The organism is Haladaptatus pallidirubidus (assembly GCF_020700235.1).
Classification (GTDB): domain Archaea; phylum Halobacteriota; class Halobacteria; order Halobacteriales; family Haladaptataceae; genus Haladaptatus; species Haladaptatus pallidirubidus.
Genome location: NZ_CP085301.1, coordinates 926,001 through 941,076, shown reverse-complemented (window position 1 = coordinate 941,076; position 15,076 = coordinate 926,001). Strand labels below are relative to the sequence as shown.

Below are 15,076 nucleotides of genomic sequence, written 5' to 3'. Positions count from 1 at the left end.
GCTGCCAAATTTGGTTCGTTCATCCTTGCTATTTGCTACTGCCGACCGTCGGTAACACTCTGACAAAAATCGAAATCGCTTACGAGACGCTCGCTTACGAGACGCATCTAAACCACAAGTAGGCTCTAAACCACGGATTCCGATGCCGCCTCTACTTGCACTTCGGGTTCGATGTACACCTTCTTCACGTGTTCGTTCGCCTCAAACAGGTCGTTTTCGAGGGCGGTAATCCGGTCGTCTATCTCACCTGTATCGAGTTCCGGGTCGAAGGCCACGTCGCCAGCGACGATTGCTTTCCCCGGCCCGAAGTAGACGGTTCGGAAGTCGATAATCTCGACGACGCCGTCCACCTCGCCGAGCATCGTGCGGAGAACGTCCTCCTCTTCCTTCGGAAGGCTCTCGCCGAGGAGCAGCCGTTTGTTCTCCCACGCGAGCGCGACGGCGAATCCCATCAGCATGAGGCCGATGAACAGGGCGGACGCCGCGTCGTACATCGGATTTCCGGTGTATCGGGTGAGGAAGACGCCGAACAGCGCGATTCCCGCCCCGCCGAGGGCGATGGCGTCCTCGGTGAGCGCCGTCAGGGTCGTCACGTCGCTGGTTTTGCGGAAGGCCTCCCGAAAGCCGCTCCAGTTTCGGCGGTTGATCTCTATTTTCATCGCCTTGTACGCTTTAGCGAACGCGTAGGTTTCGAACAGGATGGCCGCGATGAGGACGGCGTAGTTGACGTACACCGCGTCGAACGTGAACGAGAGGAGGGTCACATCCGCCATGTCTTCGACGTGTGGGTTCACCAGCGCGTGGTACCCGTGTTTCGCGCTCTCCCATCCAGCGATACCGAACAGCAGAACGCTCACGAGAAAGCTGTAGAAAAACTGCGCCTTGCCAAATCCGAACGGGTGGCCGCGGGTCGCCTCGCGACCGCTGTACCGAATGCCGATGAGGAGGAACACCTGATTTCCGGTGTCAGAGATGGAGTGATACGTCTCCGAGAGCATCGCCGGACTCATCGTGAGGAGATACCCGATAAACTTCAGCACGGCGATTGCCCCGTTCGCGACGAGGGCGGCAATCACCACGGATTTGCTACTCGCCATTACCGGATACCCTCCCGGAGGTGTCAAAGACTTTACGACGAGTGAGGGGAAAACGAACGACGAAAGGGACGTTCCGACGGAAAGGGGAAGTCAGTTCGATTCTAAAATCGATGCATGATAACCATCGTCTCCGACACCCACAGCGAGACGGGTCACGAACTCACCGGGAGAACGTTGGAAGCAGTCCAAGCGGCCGACCTCGTCGTTCACGCCGGGGATTTCACGACCGAGGCCGCGCTCGACGCGTTCGAGTCGGAGAGCAACCGTCTGGTCGCGGTTCACGGCAACAACGCGACTTCGGGGGTGCTCGACCGACTTCCCAAAGTGCGAACGTTCGAGGAAAACGGGATTCGGTTCGCGCTCGTCCATCGCCACCGAAGCGGCAGTACCGGTTTGGAACTACTCGGGCGCGAGCGAGACGCGGACGTCGTCGTGTTCGGCCACTCGCATCGACATCTCGTAGAGGATACTGGCGAGGTGCTGTTGTTGAATCCCGGAAGTCACGCCCGACCGCGGGGCGGACTCCCGACACATCTCGAATTGGAACCGCGAGAGGAGGGCTTCGGTGGTGGGGTTCGCAGACGGGACGGAGAACTCCTCCAAGAGTTCTTCGTTGGAGGGGTGGTGGAAAGCTGATGGCGTTGGCGGAGGGCCGAAGCAGGGCGGTTCCATTTCATCATATGCTCCCCGACATAATGTACTCTTGGTAAGCTCAAAAAAGCGTTTTAGTTATCGGTTTTACACCGAAAATACCGCTCATTTTCTGATAATGTACCACCAGACAGCACTGAGTGCGAGAACCAACGCACCACCCGCGAAGAACAGCACTCCCGGCGGAATCGTGGTTACGACGGCGTCCGCGGCGGTTTGGGCGGGGTCCGTGGACTGCGCCGAAAACGTTCCCATGTCGCCACCCGAATTGGAACTTTCGGCGGCCTGTCCGCCGATTCCCACAATCCCTTCCGTGACGGCGTACTGAATCACGGCGCTGACCGCGCCGAGGAGGACTGCCACGCCGAGAACGCGAGAGAGAGCATCTTTGAGTCCTGTCGTCTGTTCTTCGCGACCGGCGAACAGGATGAGCGGACCGTCGGTCGGCGCGTACACTTTCATTTCTCTGCCTTTTTCCGAGTAGATGGTGTCCACCGCGGAGATGAGTTCCGCATCCTCCAACTTCTGAAGGTGATACTGGGCGTTCTGGAGCGACGTATCGACTTCGTCGCTCAGTTCGGACGCGGTGGCGGGTTGGTCGTGGAGCGCGGAGAGGAGGCTCCGGGCCGTCCCTGACGAGAGTGCCCCGAGCAAATCGTCGGCGTCGTCGCTATCGACGCCGAGTACCCGCGGGTTGCCACCCGTCGGGGGTTCCACGTCCGTGCTGGAGGGCAAGAGGTCTGCCATATTTATGCGTATGAATCTGCTCGTCAATCAACTTTGCCACTAGCACGGCGAAACGAATTTGGTTCGTGAACTGATAGGCACAGGTGTGCAACCAATCGACATCGTCGGAGAGTATCTCGGCGACCCCGTGTTCGTGGGTCTCCTCGTCGCCATCCTCGCGTTCGTCTTCTTCATCTACCTGTTCGTCCGCCGAACGCTCACCGGCTTTCAGGAAGGAATGCAGAAAGGCCAGCGATAATTCGATTACGACTCGCTTTGTACAAATTCGTTGAACACCACGCCGCCGACACCGACGGCGAGTCCCACCCACAGAGTTATCACTGCCCACTCGTATGGGACGAGTTCATTTCCGAGACTGGCGACGCCGCCGAATAGCACCAGCAAAATGCCGAGAAGGAGAGCGTTCGTCGTTTTCATACATCCTGTGTATAGAGCGCGTCCCGAACGTTCTCCGCCGCGACTTCCACGTCCTCCTGGCTTACGTCCCAGTGCGTACAGAACCGGGCGACGTGCGTGTCGAACTGGGTGCCGAGGACGCCCATCTCCTCGCAGGCGGTGAGGAACTCACCAGCCGTCAATCCCGCTTGTTCGGTGTCCACGAGGACGATGTTCGTTTCCGGTGACTGCACCGAAAGACCGCCGACGCCAGCCAAATTTTCGGCGAGGACGCGCGCGTTTTCGTGGTCGTCCGCGAGTCGGGAAACGTTGTCGAGCGCCAGCAGTCCCGGCCCCGCCAGTAGGCCGACCTGCCGCATTCCGCCGCCGAACAGCTTTCGCGTGCGTCGAGCACGCGCGATGAAATCTTCAGTTCCCGCGAGCATCGACCCGACCGGCGCGCCGAGACCTTTCGAGAGACAGAACATCACGGAATCGATCTCTTCGGTAAACCTCGCCGGCGACACGTCGTGTGCGACGGCGGCGTTACAGACTCGCGCCCCGTCCAAGTGAACCGGCACGTCGAGTTCGTGGGCCGCTTTCGCCGCGGCGTCGATTTCCTTCGGATCGATGGCGACCCCGCCCTTACTATTGTGCGTGTTCTCGAGGCTCAAAAGCCCCGTTCCGGGTCGGTGTGCGTCCTCCTCGACGTAGCCCGATTTCACCTGTTCGGGCGTCGGAATCCCTCGCTCGCCGCCGTTGAGAGTTCTGACTTGCAACCCTGCGTGTTGGGCCAACCCGCCGAGTTCCCATTTGAAGATGTGGCTCTCGCGCTCTACGAGAATTTCCTGTCCGCGGTCGGTGTGGACTCGGGCGGCGATTTGGTTGCCCATCGTCCCCGTCGGAACGTAGAGCGCGGCCTCCGTTCCCACCAACTCCGCGGCGCGGGTCTCCAGTTCGTTCACGGTCGGGTCTTCGCCGTACACGTCGTCGCCGACGTCGGCGGTGTGCGCCGATTCGCGCATCTCCTCGCTCGGTTTGGTTACCGTGTCGCTCCGCAGGTCTATCATGTCCGCCTGTTCCGCGGCAGTGAACAAATAATCGAGGGTAGGGACGGTTTTCCGGGTTACGTATCGAAAGCGGTTTCTGATATCCATGGAATCGGCTATCATGGACTCTCGGATTCGGAAACACGCTGAAATCATCGTTGATCATTCTCTCGACATCGACGCGGGCGATGACGTCGTTCTTCGCGTCCCGTCGGTCGCCGACGACCTCGCCATTGCACTGTCCGAACTGCTCGGCGAGCGCGGTGCGTTCCCCCTCGTCACCGCCGGACGGCGTGACCGAAAGCGCGCCGCGTTTCTCAACTCCATCGACCCCGACAACCTCGATACGCCCGAGCACGAACGGGCGCTGTTCGAGGCGGCGGATGCCGTCGTCCACGTCCGGGCACACGAGAACGCCTCGGACATGAGCGACGTGGACGCGGAAACACACGCGGCGTACAACCAGGTGTATCAGCCGGTACAGCAGGAAATTCTCTCGGCGCGGTGGTGTCTCACGCAACATCCGTCGCCGGGAAGCGCGCAGTTGGCGGAGATGAGCACCGATTCTTACGAGGAGTTCGTCTACGGCGCGATGAACAAGGATTGGGACGAACAGCGCAAGTTCCAGCAGGAGATGGTCGAAATCCTCGACGCCGGGGACGAGGTTCGGATTGTCTCCGGCGACACCACCGACCTCACCATGTCCGTTACGGATATGAAAACCATCAACGACCACGGGAAGAACAACCTCCCCGGTGGCGAGGTGTTCACGGCACCAGTGCCCGATTCCGTCGAGGGCGAAGTGCTGTTCGACAAACCGCTCGTTCACCAGGGGCACATCGTAGAAGACGTGTGGCTGAAATTCGAGGAGGGAGAGGTCGTCGATTTCAGCGCCGAAAAGAACGAAGAGGTGCTCGCGGGCGTTCTCGACACGGACGAGGGCGCGCGCCGACTCGGCGAACTCGGCGTCGGTATGAACCGCGACATCGACCGATTCACCTACAACATGCTCTTCGACGAGAAGATGGGCGACACCATCCACCTCGCAATCGGGAAGGCCTACGACATCTGCGTCCCCGAAACTGGGGAACAGAACGAGAGCGCAGTCCACGTCGATATGATCGTCGATATGAGCGACGATTCGCGGATAGAGGTCGACGGCGAAGTCGTTCAGCGGGACGGAACGTTCACGTTTGAGGAGTAACTCGGCGCCTTTATAACTAAACGACTTTCTACATGCGTGGAAAAGTCACAAACCGGCAAAACAGCACCCTTCGGGCCTATAATGGCCCTCTATACGATAATATTCGCTCGACGGTGGTGTAATAATATATAATTGTTGTGGCTCACGTGATTTAAGTGCCTCCGGTAGCATAGCAATTATCGTGTCAAAAGTACCCTGTCCAGACTGTCGTCGGAAAATTGCGTTCCACGAACTGGAGACAAAAACTATCGCACAATCGAGTGGGTTCGCAACGAACTATCGCTGTCCGTTCTGCCGAAACGCTATCGAAAACGTCGCCGAACTGTTGTAACCCCGTTATCGAAATAGAGTCAGCAGTCGTGTCAGCGACTGCGATAGCGCCCGCGACACCAATCGCGCACGCAGTCGTTCGCCATCTATTCGAGTCTCGCCGAGTGCACCGTGCTCTTCGCGCGCCCACTCCAGCGTCGCAGTCGAGTAGCGCGCACCCGGAAAGTTGTCGCTCATACTCCACGCGAGAAACGGTGCGTTGAAAGTCGTTTCTGTTCGTGCGAGGCAGGGTAATATGCCGTTACTCTCCATCTTCTCCCGTGATCGAAATTTTTCTACAATCCGAATCGTTTATTCGGGGGTAGACGCCGCTCTCCGCGATTCTGCCCACAACCGTGCTTCTCTTCGCTAGTCTCGCATCCGTGGTTTCGACGGCAGTAGCAGTCGCACAACCCCCCAACCAGTCTACCGGGATGACGTTCGTTGCCGTCGCGTTCAACGTGCCCGTTTCGATCATTCGGTTCGCGGCTCTCGCTTTCTGTCAGCGCCGTTTTGATTCTCTGGCGAGGTGCGATTTGGTCGTTCGGACTTCGGCACACTCATACTATTTCACGCCGAAACGCGGCGTTTGCCGCGGAAGTACCAGTTACGCTGATGTTCGCCTCGCTTTGCACGCGGTCGTCTGAACCGGTCGTTCGAACGAATCAATCGCTCAAATCGAGACCGCCGAACTCGCTCGCCAACGATTCGAGCACGTCCTTCGCCTTCGACTTCGTCTCTTCGTCGATTCCTTCGATCGATTCGACGCTGTGCCCGCCGCTGTAGGCTGTTTGGAGGGCGTTCTCGTTCAACTCTCCCGCCGGACTCACGACCGGTAGCTTCAGGTCGTTGTACCTTTCCGGACTGTCGAATCCAGACGCGGAGAGGACGAAGTGGTCGGCGATTTCGGAAAGGTCGTCCGTGTCGAAGTCGTGCTCTTGGGGCGCGCTCCAGTCGTCGTCGGTGGTTCCGTCGAACGGGGGTTCGTGAACGCTGTAGTTCGTCATGGTCGGCGGTGACGGCCGCAAGCCGTCTATAGGTTCAGTCTGCTGTTGCAGGCATCATTTGACGGTGCCTCCCATCCCGCTCCGCCCGGTTCTGAACTATTTTATCCGAAGACGAACAACCCCCGAACAATGGCTGAGGTGAGCGCGGAGGGAAATCCCTACGTCGAAGACCCGCAGACCGATTTCGAGTCGGTCGAAGCAGTGAGCGAAGAGCGCGCGCGCGAGCAATCCGAACTCCTTCGGGAGGCGATTCGACACCACGACTACCGCTACTACGTCGAAAACGATCCCGTCATCGCCGACCGAACCTACGACGCGCTTTTCACCCGCTTGCAGGAACTGGAGGACGCCTTCGGCATCCAGACGGAAGACAGTCCGACTCGGCGAGTCGGCGGCGAACCGGTGGACGAACTCGAAACCGTAGAGCACGTTACGCCGATGTTGTCCATCGACTCGAGCGGCGAGGCCGACGACGTGCGCGACTTCGACGACCGAATTCGGAAAACCGTCAGCGACCCGGAATACGTCTGCGACCCGAAGTTCGACGGGCTTTCGCTGGAAGTCGTCTACGAGGACGGCGAGTATGCTCGCGCCACGACCCGCGGCAACGGACGGGAAGGGGACGACGTAACCGAAAACGTCCGTACGATTTCGAGCATCCCGCACCACCTCCGCGGCGATTATCCCGATTCCCTCGCGGTTCGCGGCGAGGTGTATATGCCTCGGGACGCCTTTCAGGCATTCAACCGCGAGCGGGTCGAAGATGGAAAAGACCCGTTCGCCAATCCGCGAAACGCCGCCGCCGGGTCGCTCCGGCAACTCGATTCATCAGTCACCGCGGAGCGCCCGCTGGACTGTTTTTTCTACGACGTGCTGGACGCGAGCGAGGAGTTTCCGACACACTGGTCGGAATACGAGGCCCTGCCGACCTACGGCCTGAAGGTCGTGGACAGAACGGAACTCGTGGACGACATCGAGGACGCAATCGCCTACCGCGACGACCTGATGGCCGAACGCGAAGAGCTGAATTACGAAATCGACGGCGTCGTCATCAAACTGAACGATCGTTCCGCGTGCGCCGAACTCGGAACCACCGCGCGCTCGTATCGTTGGGCCTACGCCTACAAGTTCCCGGCGCGCGCGGAAGTGACGACGATAACCGACGTGATAATTCAAGTCGGGAGAACCGGACGACTGACCCCCGTCGCCTTGCTCGAACCGGTGGACGTCGGCGGCGTCACCGTCTCACGGGCGAGCCTCCACAACCCCGAAGAAATCGCGGAGAAAAACGTCAACGTCGGAGACGAGGTTCGAGTCCAGCGCGCGGGCGACGTAATTCCGTACGTTTCCGAAGTGGTCGAGAAAGGAAGCGAGGGTCACTACGAGTTCCCAGAGCGCTGTCCGGTGTGCGACAGTCCGGTCGAACGCGACGGACCAATCGCGTTCTGTACCGGCGGACTCGCCTGCGATGCCCAACTCCGGCGCGCAGTTGCCTACTACGCGAGCGACGACGGCCTCGACATCGAAGGCTTGGGAGAGGAGCGCGTCGAGCAACTCATCGACGGCGGACTCGTCGAATCGCTACCCGACCTCTACGAACTCGACGCGGACGACCTACTGGAACTCGACGGCTGGGGTGAGAAAAGCGCGGAAAACCTCCTCGCGGAAATGGAACGATCGAAGCATCCCCAACTCGCGAATTTCGTCTCGGCAATCGGGATTCCCCGCGTTGGAACCGAGACGGCCCGCGCGCTGGCCCGCGAATTCGGGTCGATGAACCACCTGCTGGACGCCTCCCGCGACCAACTCGAATCGGTTCCCGACATCGGGCCGGTCGTCGCCGACCGGATTCGGGAGTTTTTCGACTCCGAGCGAAACCGCGAAGTCGTTCGCGAACTCCTGACTCACGTCGAACCCGAAGCGGAGGAAACCGACGGCGGCGACGAACTCGCCGGACTGACGTTCGTGTTCACCGGGTCGCTCTCCCAATCGCGCTCCGACATCTCCGATTTGGTCGAAGCCCACGGTGCAAACGCGACGGGAAGCGTCTCGGGTAACACGGACTACCTCGTCGTCGGCGACAATCCGGGACAGACGAAGCGCGACGACGCCGAGAAGCGGGACGTGACCGTTCTCGAAGAAGACGAGTTCTGGGACGTGCTGGCGGAGAACGGAATCGAACGGGAAGAACGGTAAGGGATACCCGTCGACCTTACAGTTCCGCCCTGTCGAAGAGCAGGTACCCCACCGCGACTGGAACGAGCAACCAGAGCAGGAACTGGGCTATCACGACAGGATTCGAGAGGTAGAACGGCACCGACCCGATCTGCTGTTCGAGGATCGGGCCGAACTGCCCCGCGCCATACAGTCGCGCTCCGAGCGTCGAGTTCGCGTACAGCGATTCGACCAGCGTCTCGTAGGCGCGAACCGGATTGAAGTATTTGATGAACAGTCCATATTTGACGACTTCGACCGTCTCCAACTCGAGCGAGAGTTTGTCGTTGAGGACGAGTACCACCCGGCGGGCGTACATCCAGAACTGCGTGAACACGACGTACAACGCGACGGAGGCGACCATCGCGCGGCGGTTCGTGGACGCGGCGGCCGAAATACCGATGGCGAGGCTGACGAACGTCACGCCGAGCGCAATCGTCAGCACCGTAAACAGCAGATAACTCACGATTTTGAGGTTGATGCCGAAGACGACGAGGGCGATTGCGGCGGCCACCATGCCGAGCAGAATCGGGACGGCGATGACGCCGCTCCGCCCGAGTAGCTTTCCGACAACGACATCCTGCCGGGAGTGGGGAAGCGACAGCATGAGTTTTATCGTGCCCGATTCTCGCTCGCCGACGATGGCGTTGTAGGCCACGACGAGCGCGATGAGCGGAACGAGAAGCGCGACGACCTGTCCACCGAGCAGGCCGAGGAAAGCGTCGGAACTAACTTGCTCGTCTATGTTTCCTAATCCTTGCCCGACGAAGTACGCGCTTCCGATGAATAAACCGACGAAAATCGCGGAGATGACCCAGAACCACCGCGACCGAAGCGAATCGTGGAAATCCTTTCGGGCGACCGCTTTCCACGTCATGCCGTGGCCTCCTGTTCCGTGTAGCTAATAAAGAGGTCTTCGAGCGAGGTTTCGTCGGTTTCGAAGTCCACTACATCCGCCCCTGCGTTTTCCAGCGTGGCGATGACGGTCGTTTTAGCCTCCGAATCACAGGTGACGAACAACTCGTTTCCGTCCCGGTTGACGTTCGTCACGCCGTCGAGGTCACGCACCTCGGACACGGCATCGGACGAAAGCGACTTCGTTTCGACCGTAATCGCAGTGTCGCCGCCGACGTTCTGTCGAAGTCCTTCGATGGAGTCCTCCGCGACGAGTTCGCCTTCGTGCAGGATTCCGACGCGGTCGCAGACGGCTTCGACCTGCCCGAGGATGTGGCTGGAAAAGAAGATGGTCGCGCCGCGCTCTTTTTCCGCTCTTACGATTTCGCGCATCTCGCGCGCACCGTTCGGGTCGAGACCGGTCGATGGTTCGTCCAGAATCAACAGGTCGGGTTCGCCGACGAGCGCCATCGCAAACGCGAGGCGTTGGGCCATCCCTTTCGAATAGCCGCCCGCCTTTCTGTCCCCGTCCTCCGGCGACAGTCCGACTCGGTCGAGGAGTTCGTCGGGGTCGTCTTCTGTCTCCTTCGATTCGATAGCGAACTCCAGATGTTGTCTTCCGGTCAGTCGGTCGTAGACGGAAAATCCCTCGGGGAGGACGCCAGTTCGTTCGCGGACGGCGACGCTCTCTTTTTGCGCATCGCGCCCGAGGACGGTAACGGTGCCCTCGCTCGGCCGAATGAAGTCGAGGATGAGGTTGATCGTCGTCGATTTCCCCGCGCCGTTCGGCCCGAGAAAACCGAACACCTCTCCCTCTCTCACGTCAAGCGAGAGGTCGTTGACGGCGGTAACGCTACCGTAGCGTTTTGTCACGCCGTCGAGTCGGATGGCGGTCATGGTTCCGGGTTGCTGGAACGGACATAAAACAGTACTGTTCTGTGTCACACCGTGTCGTTCGGCTCATGTTTTTCAGCCATTCGCTTTGCTTCCTCGGCGTAGCGCTGCTGACGGCTGTCGTCTGCCACGGACGATAGCCTGTCTCGTTCGACTTCGATTGCGGCGGTCGTCTCGCCGCCCAGTCGCCCGGCCAGTTCCTTTTGGAGGTATCGTTCGCCGTCCGGCGTCGCATACACCAGCGTCAGTAGGTCGCGGTCACTGTACGTTCGCTCCACGAGCCAGACGCGCACGTCGGTCATGCTCGAACGTTCTTTCGTCGCAAATTTGTATCTGGCGAGAGATGACGTAGCCGCAACCTTATTTAACTCGGTGATTGACCCGATAAACGATGCGACAGTCCCCGCTGTCCGAGGCGTCAGACGACCGACTGCTGGATATGCTGTTCGCGGGCGAGGATATCGAGGAGGAAATCGAACTGGATGGCGCGCGAATCGCGGTGACGAGCCATCGCGTGCTCGCGTTTATGCCGGAGGGCGGCGGTCGGCGATTCGACCACGCAGACCGTCCGAACGTCCTCAATGCCAGCGTCCAACCGACCGGTCGAGATGGTTACCTCTCGTGGACCATCCGGAGCGTCGTCTACGGACTCATCCTCCTCGGCGGCGCATTTTTGATAAATAGCAGCGGTCTCCTCGCCAAACTCGGCAGTACGGAGGCTTCGAACGACCAAATTATCGGCGACGTCGGCCAGATGATTTCCTCGATGGCAATCGTGTTCGGCATCCTCATGGATGCGTTACTGCTGATTGGCGGCGTGTTGTTTTTTTCCGCGTTCGCGCTCGGCACGCTGTACTTCGTGACTCGGTCGGAGGAGTTAGTTATCGAACGTGCCGGTAGAGATCCGATTTACGTGCCCGTAAACGGCAACGAAGCCGAAGACGCGGCCCGCCGGATTCGATCCGCGCTCGGACGGGAAGAGGTTCAGCAGTAAGTTCGATGCGCGAAAATCAATTCTGCACCGAACGCCGGTTTTAGTCTAAAATCGGCGTTCGCCTCAGTCCATCGATTGCTCTTCGGTGCCGTCACCTGCCGTTTCCCGGCGGCGATTCACGTACCAATTGGCTTCGATGCCACCCCAGATGAGGGCGACGACGAGGCCGAGCGCGATGGCGAACACTTCGGGAACGCCCATCCAGACGGGCGTGATATACATCAACCCGTTCAGATATTTTCCTGGGATGAAGTTCTTCACGGCAATCCAGAACTGGTCGCCGACGTTTCCGGTGCGGGATGCGACGTCTGCGGATTGGGCACTCGGGCCGCCTGTCGATTCGTCACCGGTTTCGAGACGCTCCACTTCGTAGGGGAACGCGATGTTGAGTTGCCAGACGATTTTGCCGTTTTCATCGACTTCGAAGACGCGGTTACCGTTCGAATCGCCGATGAGGGTGTGGCCGTTCGGCAGGCGGTCTGCGTCGCGGGGCCACTGCATTCGCCCGTCTCGCCATATCCACGTCTGTTCCCAGTTGCCGTCGCCGTTCCGCTGGTATTCGATGACGCGGTTGTTCTCGCTGTCGGCGACGATTTCTGCGGGCCCGCCGTTAGATTCGTTGATGTAGTCGGGATTGTGCTGTTCGTAGAGGATACCGTAGTTATCCTCCTCGCCGAGCGTCTGTTCCTTGATGGCGGTGTGGTCGTCCGCGGAGAGGAACACCACGCGGTCGAGATTACGGGCGCTCACCGTGATTCGCCCGTCGTCGAGGACTTCCACGTCGTTGATGTGCGACCAGTCTTTCGGGAACGGGCCGCCGGTCGCTTCGGGGTCGAAGTCGTCGGAGGCGTTCCAACGCCATTCGAGTTCGTCGGATTCGGTGTTCACGACGAACACGCCGTCGAGGTAAATGTCGGCGACGACGAGATGCGTCTCGTTGATGCGGTCAACGTCGTGGTACCGCGACGCTTCCTTTCCGGGCGTCGGGTGGCCCCACACGTTTTCGACGTCGCCGGTCGTGAGGTTCACGCGCTCGACGCCGTTGAACGTGCAGGCGTTCACGTCGCCGTGGGTGTCGTAGTAGGTGTCCCACATCTCTTGACTCACGCCGTAGTCGCTCGCGTTCCACTCGTCGGCGCTCGGGCACTCGTTTCCGTCGAGGTGGTCAGCGTAGGAGTACTCGACCGTCGCGTCCGTTCCCGGAACGGGGTCGACGTCCCAGTAGCGCGTGTGAGTGTCGTTGTAATACTTCATCGTCCCGTCCGGATTCAACGCGACGAGTTCGGCTCTCGCGCGCGGTCCCTCGCTGGCCTGTCCTCGCCACGAATTAGAGTCCGTCGCGATGACCGTGATGCCATTCGCTTCGGGGGCGACCTGCGCTTCTCGATTCACGTCATTGCCGTCGATGTAGGATTCAAACGTCGTCTCCGTCCACGATGTCGCAACTCCGTATCCGACTGTCAGAACCGACAGCATGAGGAGGGCGGCGAACAGCGCTCGAAGGCGGCGTTTCGAGATTGAAATCATTAGATTCGGTTATCGATGGACGTCCGTCCATCCGGTTCGATTTGCAATCAGTACCATCGTTTCCTTGCAATTAGCCATGCTCTATCCCCACTAACGTGGCTCCACCGAATAAAAACGATTGGTCGAAGATGGCAAACAGTATATTACTGTCAAGCATAATATGTCGCCGTGCTAGCACACGATATCCCGAACAATCCCCCGATAGGGACAGGTTCAAACTTCCGCGACGGCTAGCCGAAACCGATGGACGCGGCAACGGTCAGAGAACGCGCGACGGAACTTCCCCGTGAGCCCGGCGTGTATCAGTTTTTGGAGGGCGACACCGTCCGGTACGTCGGGAAGGCTGTTGACCTTCGTTCGCGTGTACGGTCGTACGCAGACCCTCGAAGCAATCGCATCGGCCGGATGGTCGAACGCGCCGACGCGCTAGATTTCGCGGTGACCGACACGGAAACGCAGGCGCTCTTGCTGGAAGCGAACCTCATCAAGCGCTACCAGCCGCGGTACAACGTTCGCTTGAAGGACGACAAATCGTACCCGCTCGTGCAGGTGACCGGTCACGAGTTTCCGCAAATCGAGATTACCCGTGACCCGAATCGCAAAGGAGCGACCGTTTTCGGGCCGTTCACGAGCAAAGTGAACGTGGAAACCGTCGTCAAGGCGCTCCGGGAAACCTACGGAATCCGAGGCTGTTCGGATCACAAGTTCGCCAACCGCGACCGCCCCTGTCTGGACTACGACATCGGCCTCTGTACCGCGCCCTGTACGAACGAAATCGGGCGCGAGGCGTACCTCGCCGACGTGGAAAGCGTCGAGCGATTCTTGGGCGGCGAGACGGACGTGCTGGCAACCCCGCTCCGACGCGAGATGGAAGAATCGGCCCAGAGCCGCGAGTTCGAACGCGCGGCCAACCTCCGCGACCGACTCGAAGCAGTCGAATCGTTCCACGGCGGCGACGCCGACGCGATTTCTTCCCAGACCGACGAGCGAACAGTAGACGTGCTCGGCGCGTCAGTTGAGGGTGAGCGGGCGACCGTTGCCCGACTGCACAGCGAACGGGGCCAGCTCGTTGACCGCGACCGGCACACGCTTTCCGTGCCGGACGGCGACGATGTGGCCGCGGTGTTCGCCGGCTTCATCCCGCAGTTCTACGCCGAGCGGGAACTCCCCGACGCCCTCCTGCTCTCGGAGCGCCCGAACGACGCGGACGTACTGGACTGGTTGGACGCGGAAGGAGTCGCGGTTCGCGTTCCGGGCGCGGGCCGGGAAGCGACACTCGTCGATTTGGCGCTGAAAAACGCCCGACGGGGAGCGAACGCCCCCGACGAACTGCGGGCCTTGGCCGACGAACTTTCCATGTCCCCAATCGAGCGAATCGAGGGATTCGACGTGAGCCACGCGCAGGGGTCTTCCGTCGTCGGCAGTAACGTCGTGTTCGTCGATGGATCGCCCGAAAAATCGGATTATCGGCGGAAAAAGCTGGACGAGAAAAACGACGATTACGACAACATGCGAACTCTCATTCGCTGGCGCGCGGAGCGAGCGGTGGCGGGGCGCGACGAACGACCCGACCCCGACCTGCTCCTCATCGACGGCGGACGGGGCCAGCTGGACGCCGCGCGCGAAGCGCTGGCCGAAGTCGGGTGGGACGTGTCCGCCGTCGGTCTCGCTAAGGCCGAGGAAATCGTCGTCGCGCCGACCCGAACCTTCGACTGGCCGAGCGATGCGCCCCAACTCCACGTCCTTCAGCGAGTGCGCGACGAAGCCCATAGATTCGCGGTTCAGTACCATCAGACCCTCCGCGACGATATTTCGACCGAATTGGATGGAGTTCGAGGCGTCGGTCCGGAAACCCGGCGAAAGCTGTTCCGCCGGTTCGGGAGTTTGGATGGGATTCGGAGCGCGTCTGATGCGGAACTGCGAGAGGTGCAAGGAGTTGGTGAAAAGACCGTTTCCGCGATTCGAGACCGGTTTTGACTTTTGACTAACGATTTGATGGCGGGTGTGTTGAGCAGTGGTGTCGTGGCGAGAGCGTTACTTTCCCCGGAGGCACAGTTAGCAGTGAGGCTAGCTGTTTCTGACAACACACGACTGCCACGGCAACGGAACTTGCA

General features: G+C 60.1%; 16 protein-coding genes. 6 read left to right on the top strand and 10 right to left on the bottom strand.

Translation table 11 applies throughout. The features are described from left to right. Window positions 1-125: 125 nt before the first annotated feature. On the bottom strand, window positions 126-1,097 hold the full coding sequence (locus LIX15_RS05335; RefSeq protein ID WP_227776465.1) for a cation diffusion facilitator family transporter: 972 nt from the start codon (window positions 1,095-1,097) through the stop codon (window positions 126-128). A gap of 114 nt (window positions 1,098-1,211) precedes the next feature. Between LIX15_RS05335 and LIX15_RS05330 the strand changes: the two genes are divergently transcribed. Then, complete coding sequence (locus LIX15_RS05330; RefSeq protein ID WP_227776464.1) at window positions 1,212-1,733, top strand: metallophosphoesterase; 522 nt, start codon at window positions 1,212-1,214, stop codon at window positions 1,731-1,733. A 120-nt stretch (window positions 1,734-1,853) separates the two neighbouring features. Here LIX15_RS05330 and LIX15_RS05325 read toward each other — a convergent pair whose 3' ends face one another. Beyond that, window positions 1,854-2,495 carry an ArsR/SmtB family transcription factor gene (locus LIX15_RS05325; protein ID WP_227776463.1) on the bottom strand — a complete coding sequence of 214 codons (642 nt, stop codon included), beginning with the start codon at window positions 2,493-2,495 and terminating at the stop codon, window positions 1,854-1,856. A gap of 85 nt (window positions 2,496-2,580) precedes the next feature. Between LIX15_RS05325 and LIX15_RS05320 the strand changes: the two genes are divergently transcribed. Further along, the gene (locus LIX15_RS05320) at window positions 2,581-2,733 is read left to right on the top strand and encodes a DUF7859 family protein (RefSeq protein ID WP_227776462.1); all 153 of its coding nucleotides are present in this window, start codon (window positions 2,581-2,583) and stop codon (window positions 2,731-2,733) included. Window positions 2,734-2,738: 5 nt separating this feature from the next. Here the strand turns inward: LIX15_RS05320 and LIX15_RS05315 are convergent, their stop codons facing one another. Next, entirely contained in the window at window positions 2,739-2,912 is a 174-nt protein-coding gene (locus LIX15_RS05315) for a hypothetical protein (RefSeq protein ID WP_227776461.1), read from the bottom strand. Beyond that, window positions 2,909-3,940: a threonine aldolase family protein gene (locus LIX15_RS05310; protein ID WP_227776971.1), complete on the bottom strand. Its 1,032-nt coding sequence runs from the start codon at window positions 3,938-3,940 to the stop codon at window positions 2,909-2,911. Before LIX15_RS05310 ends, LIX15_RS05315 begins: the two co-directional genes overlap by 4 nt. A gap of 100 nt (window positions 3,941-4,040) precedes the next feature. Here LIX15_RS05310 and LIX15_RS05305 point away from each other — a divergent pair, with 100 nt between their 5' ends. Continuing rightward, window positions 4,041-5,123 (top strand): aminopeptidase, encoded by a 1,083-nt coding sequence (locus LIX15_RS05305; protein WP_227776460.1) that lies wholly within the window; start codon window positions 4,041-4,043, stop codon window positions 5,121-5,123. A 336-nt stretch (window positions 5,124-5,459) separates the two neighbouring features. On the opposite strand, the gene LIX15_RS05300 is transcribed toward LIX15_RS05305, so the two are convergent. Both LIX15_RS05300 and LIX15_RS05295 read right to left on the bottom strand, forming a co-directional pair. After that, a complete protein-coding gene (locus tag LIX15_RS05300) occupies window positions 5,460-5,630 on the bottom strand; it encodes a hypothetical protein (protein ID WP_227776459.1) in 171 nt (56 codons plus the stop codon). Between the two features lie 467 nt (window positions 5,631-6,097). Next, the gene (locus tag LIX15_RS05295; RefSeq protein ID WP_227776458.1) at window positions 6,098-6,439 is read right to left on the bottom strand and encodes a hypothetical protein; all 342 of its coding nucleotides are present in this window, start codon (window positions 6,437-6,439) and stop codon (window positions 6,098-6,100) included. Between the two features lie 129 nt (window positions 6,440-6,568). Here LIX15_RS05295 and ligA point away from each other — a divergent pair, with 129 nt between their 5' ends. Then, complete coding sequence (gene ligA / locus LIX15_RS05290; RefSeq protein ID WP_227776457.1) at window positions 6,569-8,635, top strand: NAD-dependent DNA ligase LigA; 2,067 nt, start codon at window positions 6,569-6,571, stop codon at window positions 8,633-8,635. Window positions 8,636-8,651: 16 nt separating this feature from the next. Here ligA and LIX15_RS05285 read toward each other — a convergent pair whose 3' ends face one another. The 3 genes from LIX15_RS05285 to LIX15_RS05275 are packed head-to-tail and all read right to left on the bottom strand — an operon-like array spanning window position 8,652 to window position 10,743. Continuing rightward, window positions 8,652-9,530, bottom strand: coding sequence for an ABC transporter permease (locus LIX15_RS05285; protein WP_227776456.1), 879 nt, complete (start codon window positions 9,528-9,530; stop codon window positions 8,652-8,654). After that, window positions 9,527-10,444, bottom strand: a complete 918-nt coding sequence (locus LIX15_RS05280; RefSeq protein WP_227776455.1) for an ABC transporter ATP-binding protein — start codon at window positions 10,442-10,444, stop codon at window positions 9,527-9,529. The genes LIX15_RS05285 and LIX15_RS05280 overlap by 4 nt, the downstream gene beginning before the upstream one ends. Window positions 10,445-10,488: 44 nt before the next feature. Next, a complete protein-coding gene (locus LIX15_RS05275) occupies window positions 10,489-10,743 on the bottom strand; it encodes a DUF7967 family protein (protein WP_227776454.1) in 255 nt (84 codons plus the stop codon). An 89-nt stretch (window positions 10,744-10,832) separates the two neighbouring features. On the opposite strand from LIX15_RS05275, the gene LIX15_RS05270 reads away from it, so the two are divergent. Further along, on the top strand, window positions 10,833-11,435 hold the full coding sequence (locus tag LIX15_RS05270; RefSeq protein WP_227776453.1) for a hypothetical protein: 603 nt from the start codon (window positions 10,833-10,835) through the stop codon (window positions 11,433-11,435). A gap of 63 nt (window positions 11,436-11,498) precedes the next feature. Here LIX15_RS05270 and LIX15_RS05265 read toward each other — a convergent pair whose 3' ends face one another. Continuing rightward, window positions 11,499-12,962, bottom strand: coding sequence for an arylsulfotransferase family protein (locus LIX15_RS05265; protein WP_227776452.1), 1,464 nt, complete (start codon window positions 12,960-12,962; stop codon window positions 11,499-11,501). Window positions 12,963-13,205: 243 nt separating this feature from the next. Between LIX15_RS05265 and LIX15_RS05260 the strand changes: the two genes are divergently transcribed. After that, the gene (locus LIX15_RS05260) at window positions 13,206-14,939 is read left to right on the top strand and encodes an excinuclease ABC subunit C (RefSeq protein WP_227776451.1); all 1,734 of its coding nucleotides are present in this window, start codon (window positions 13,206-13,208) and stop codon (window positions 14,937-14,939) included. The last annotated feature ends 137 nt before the right edge of the window (window positions 14,940-15,076 follow it).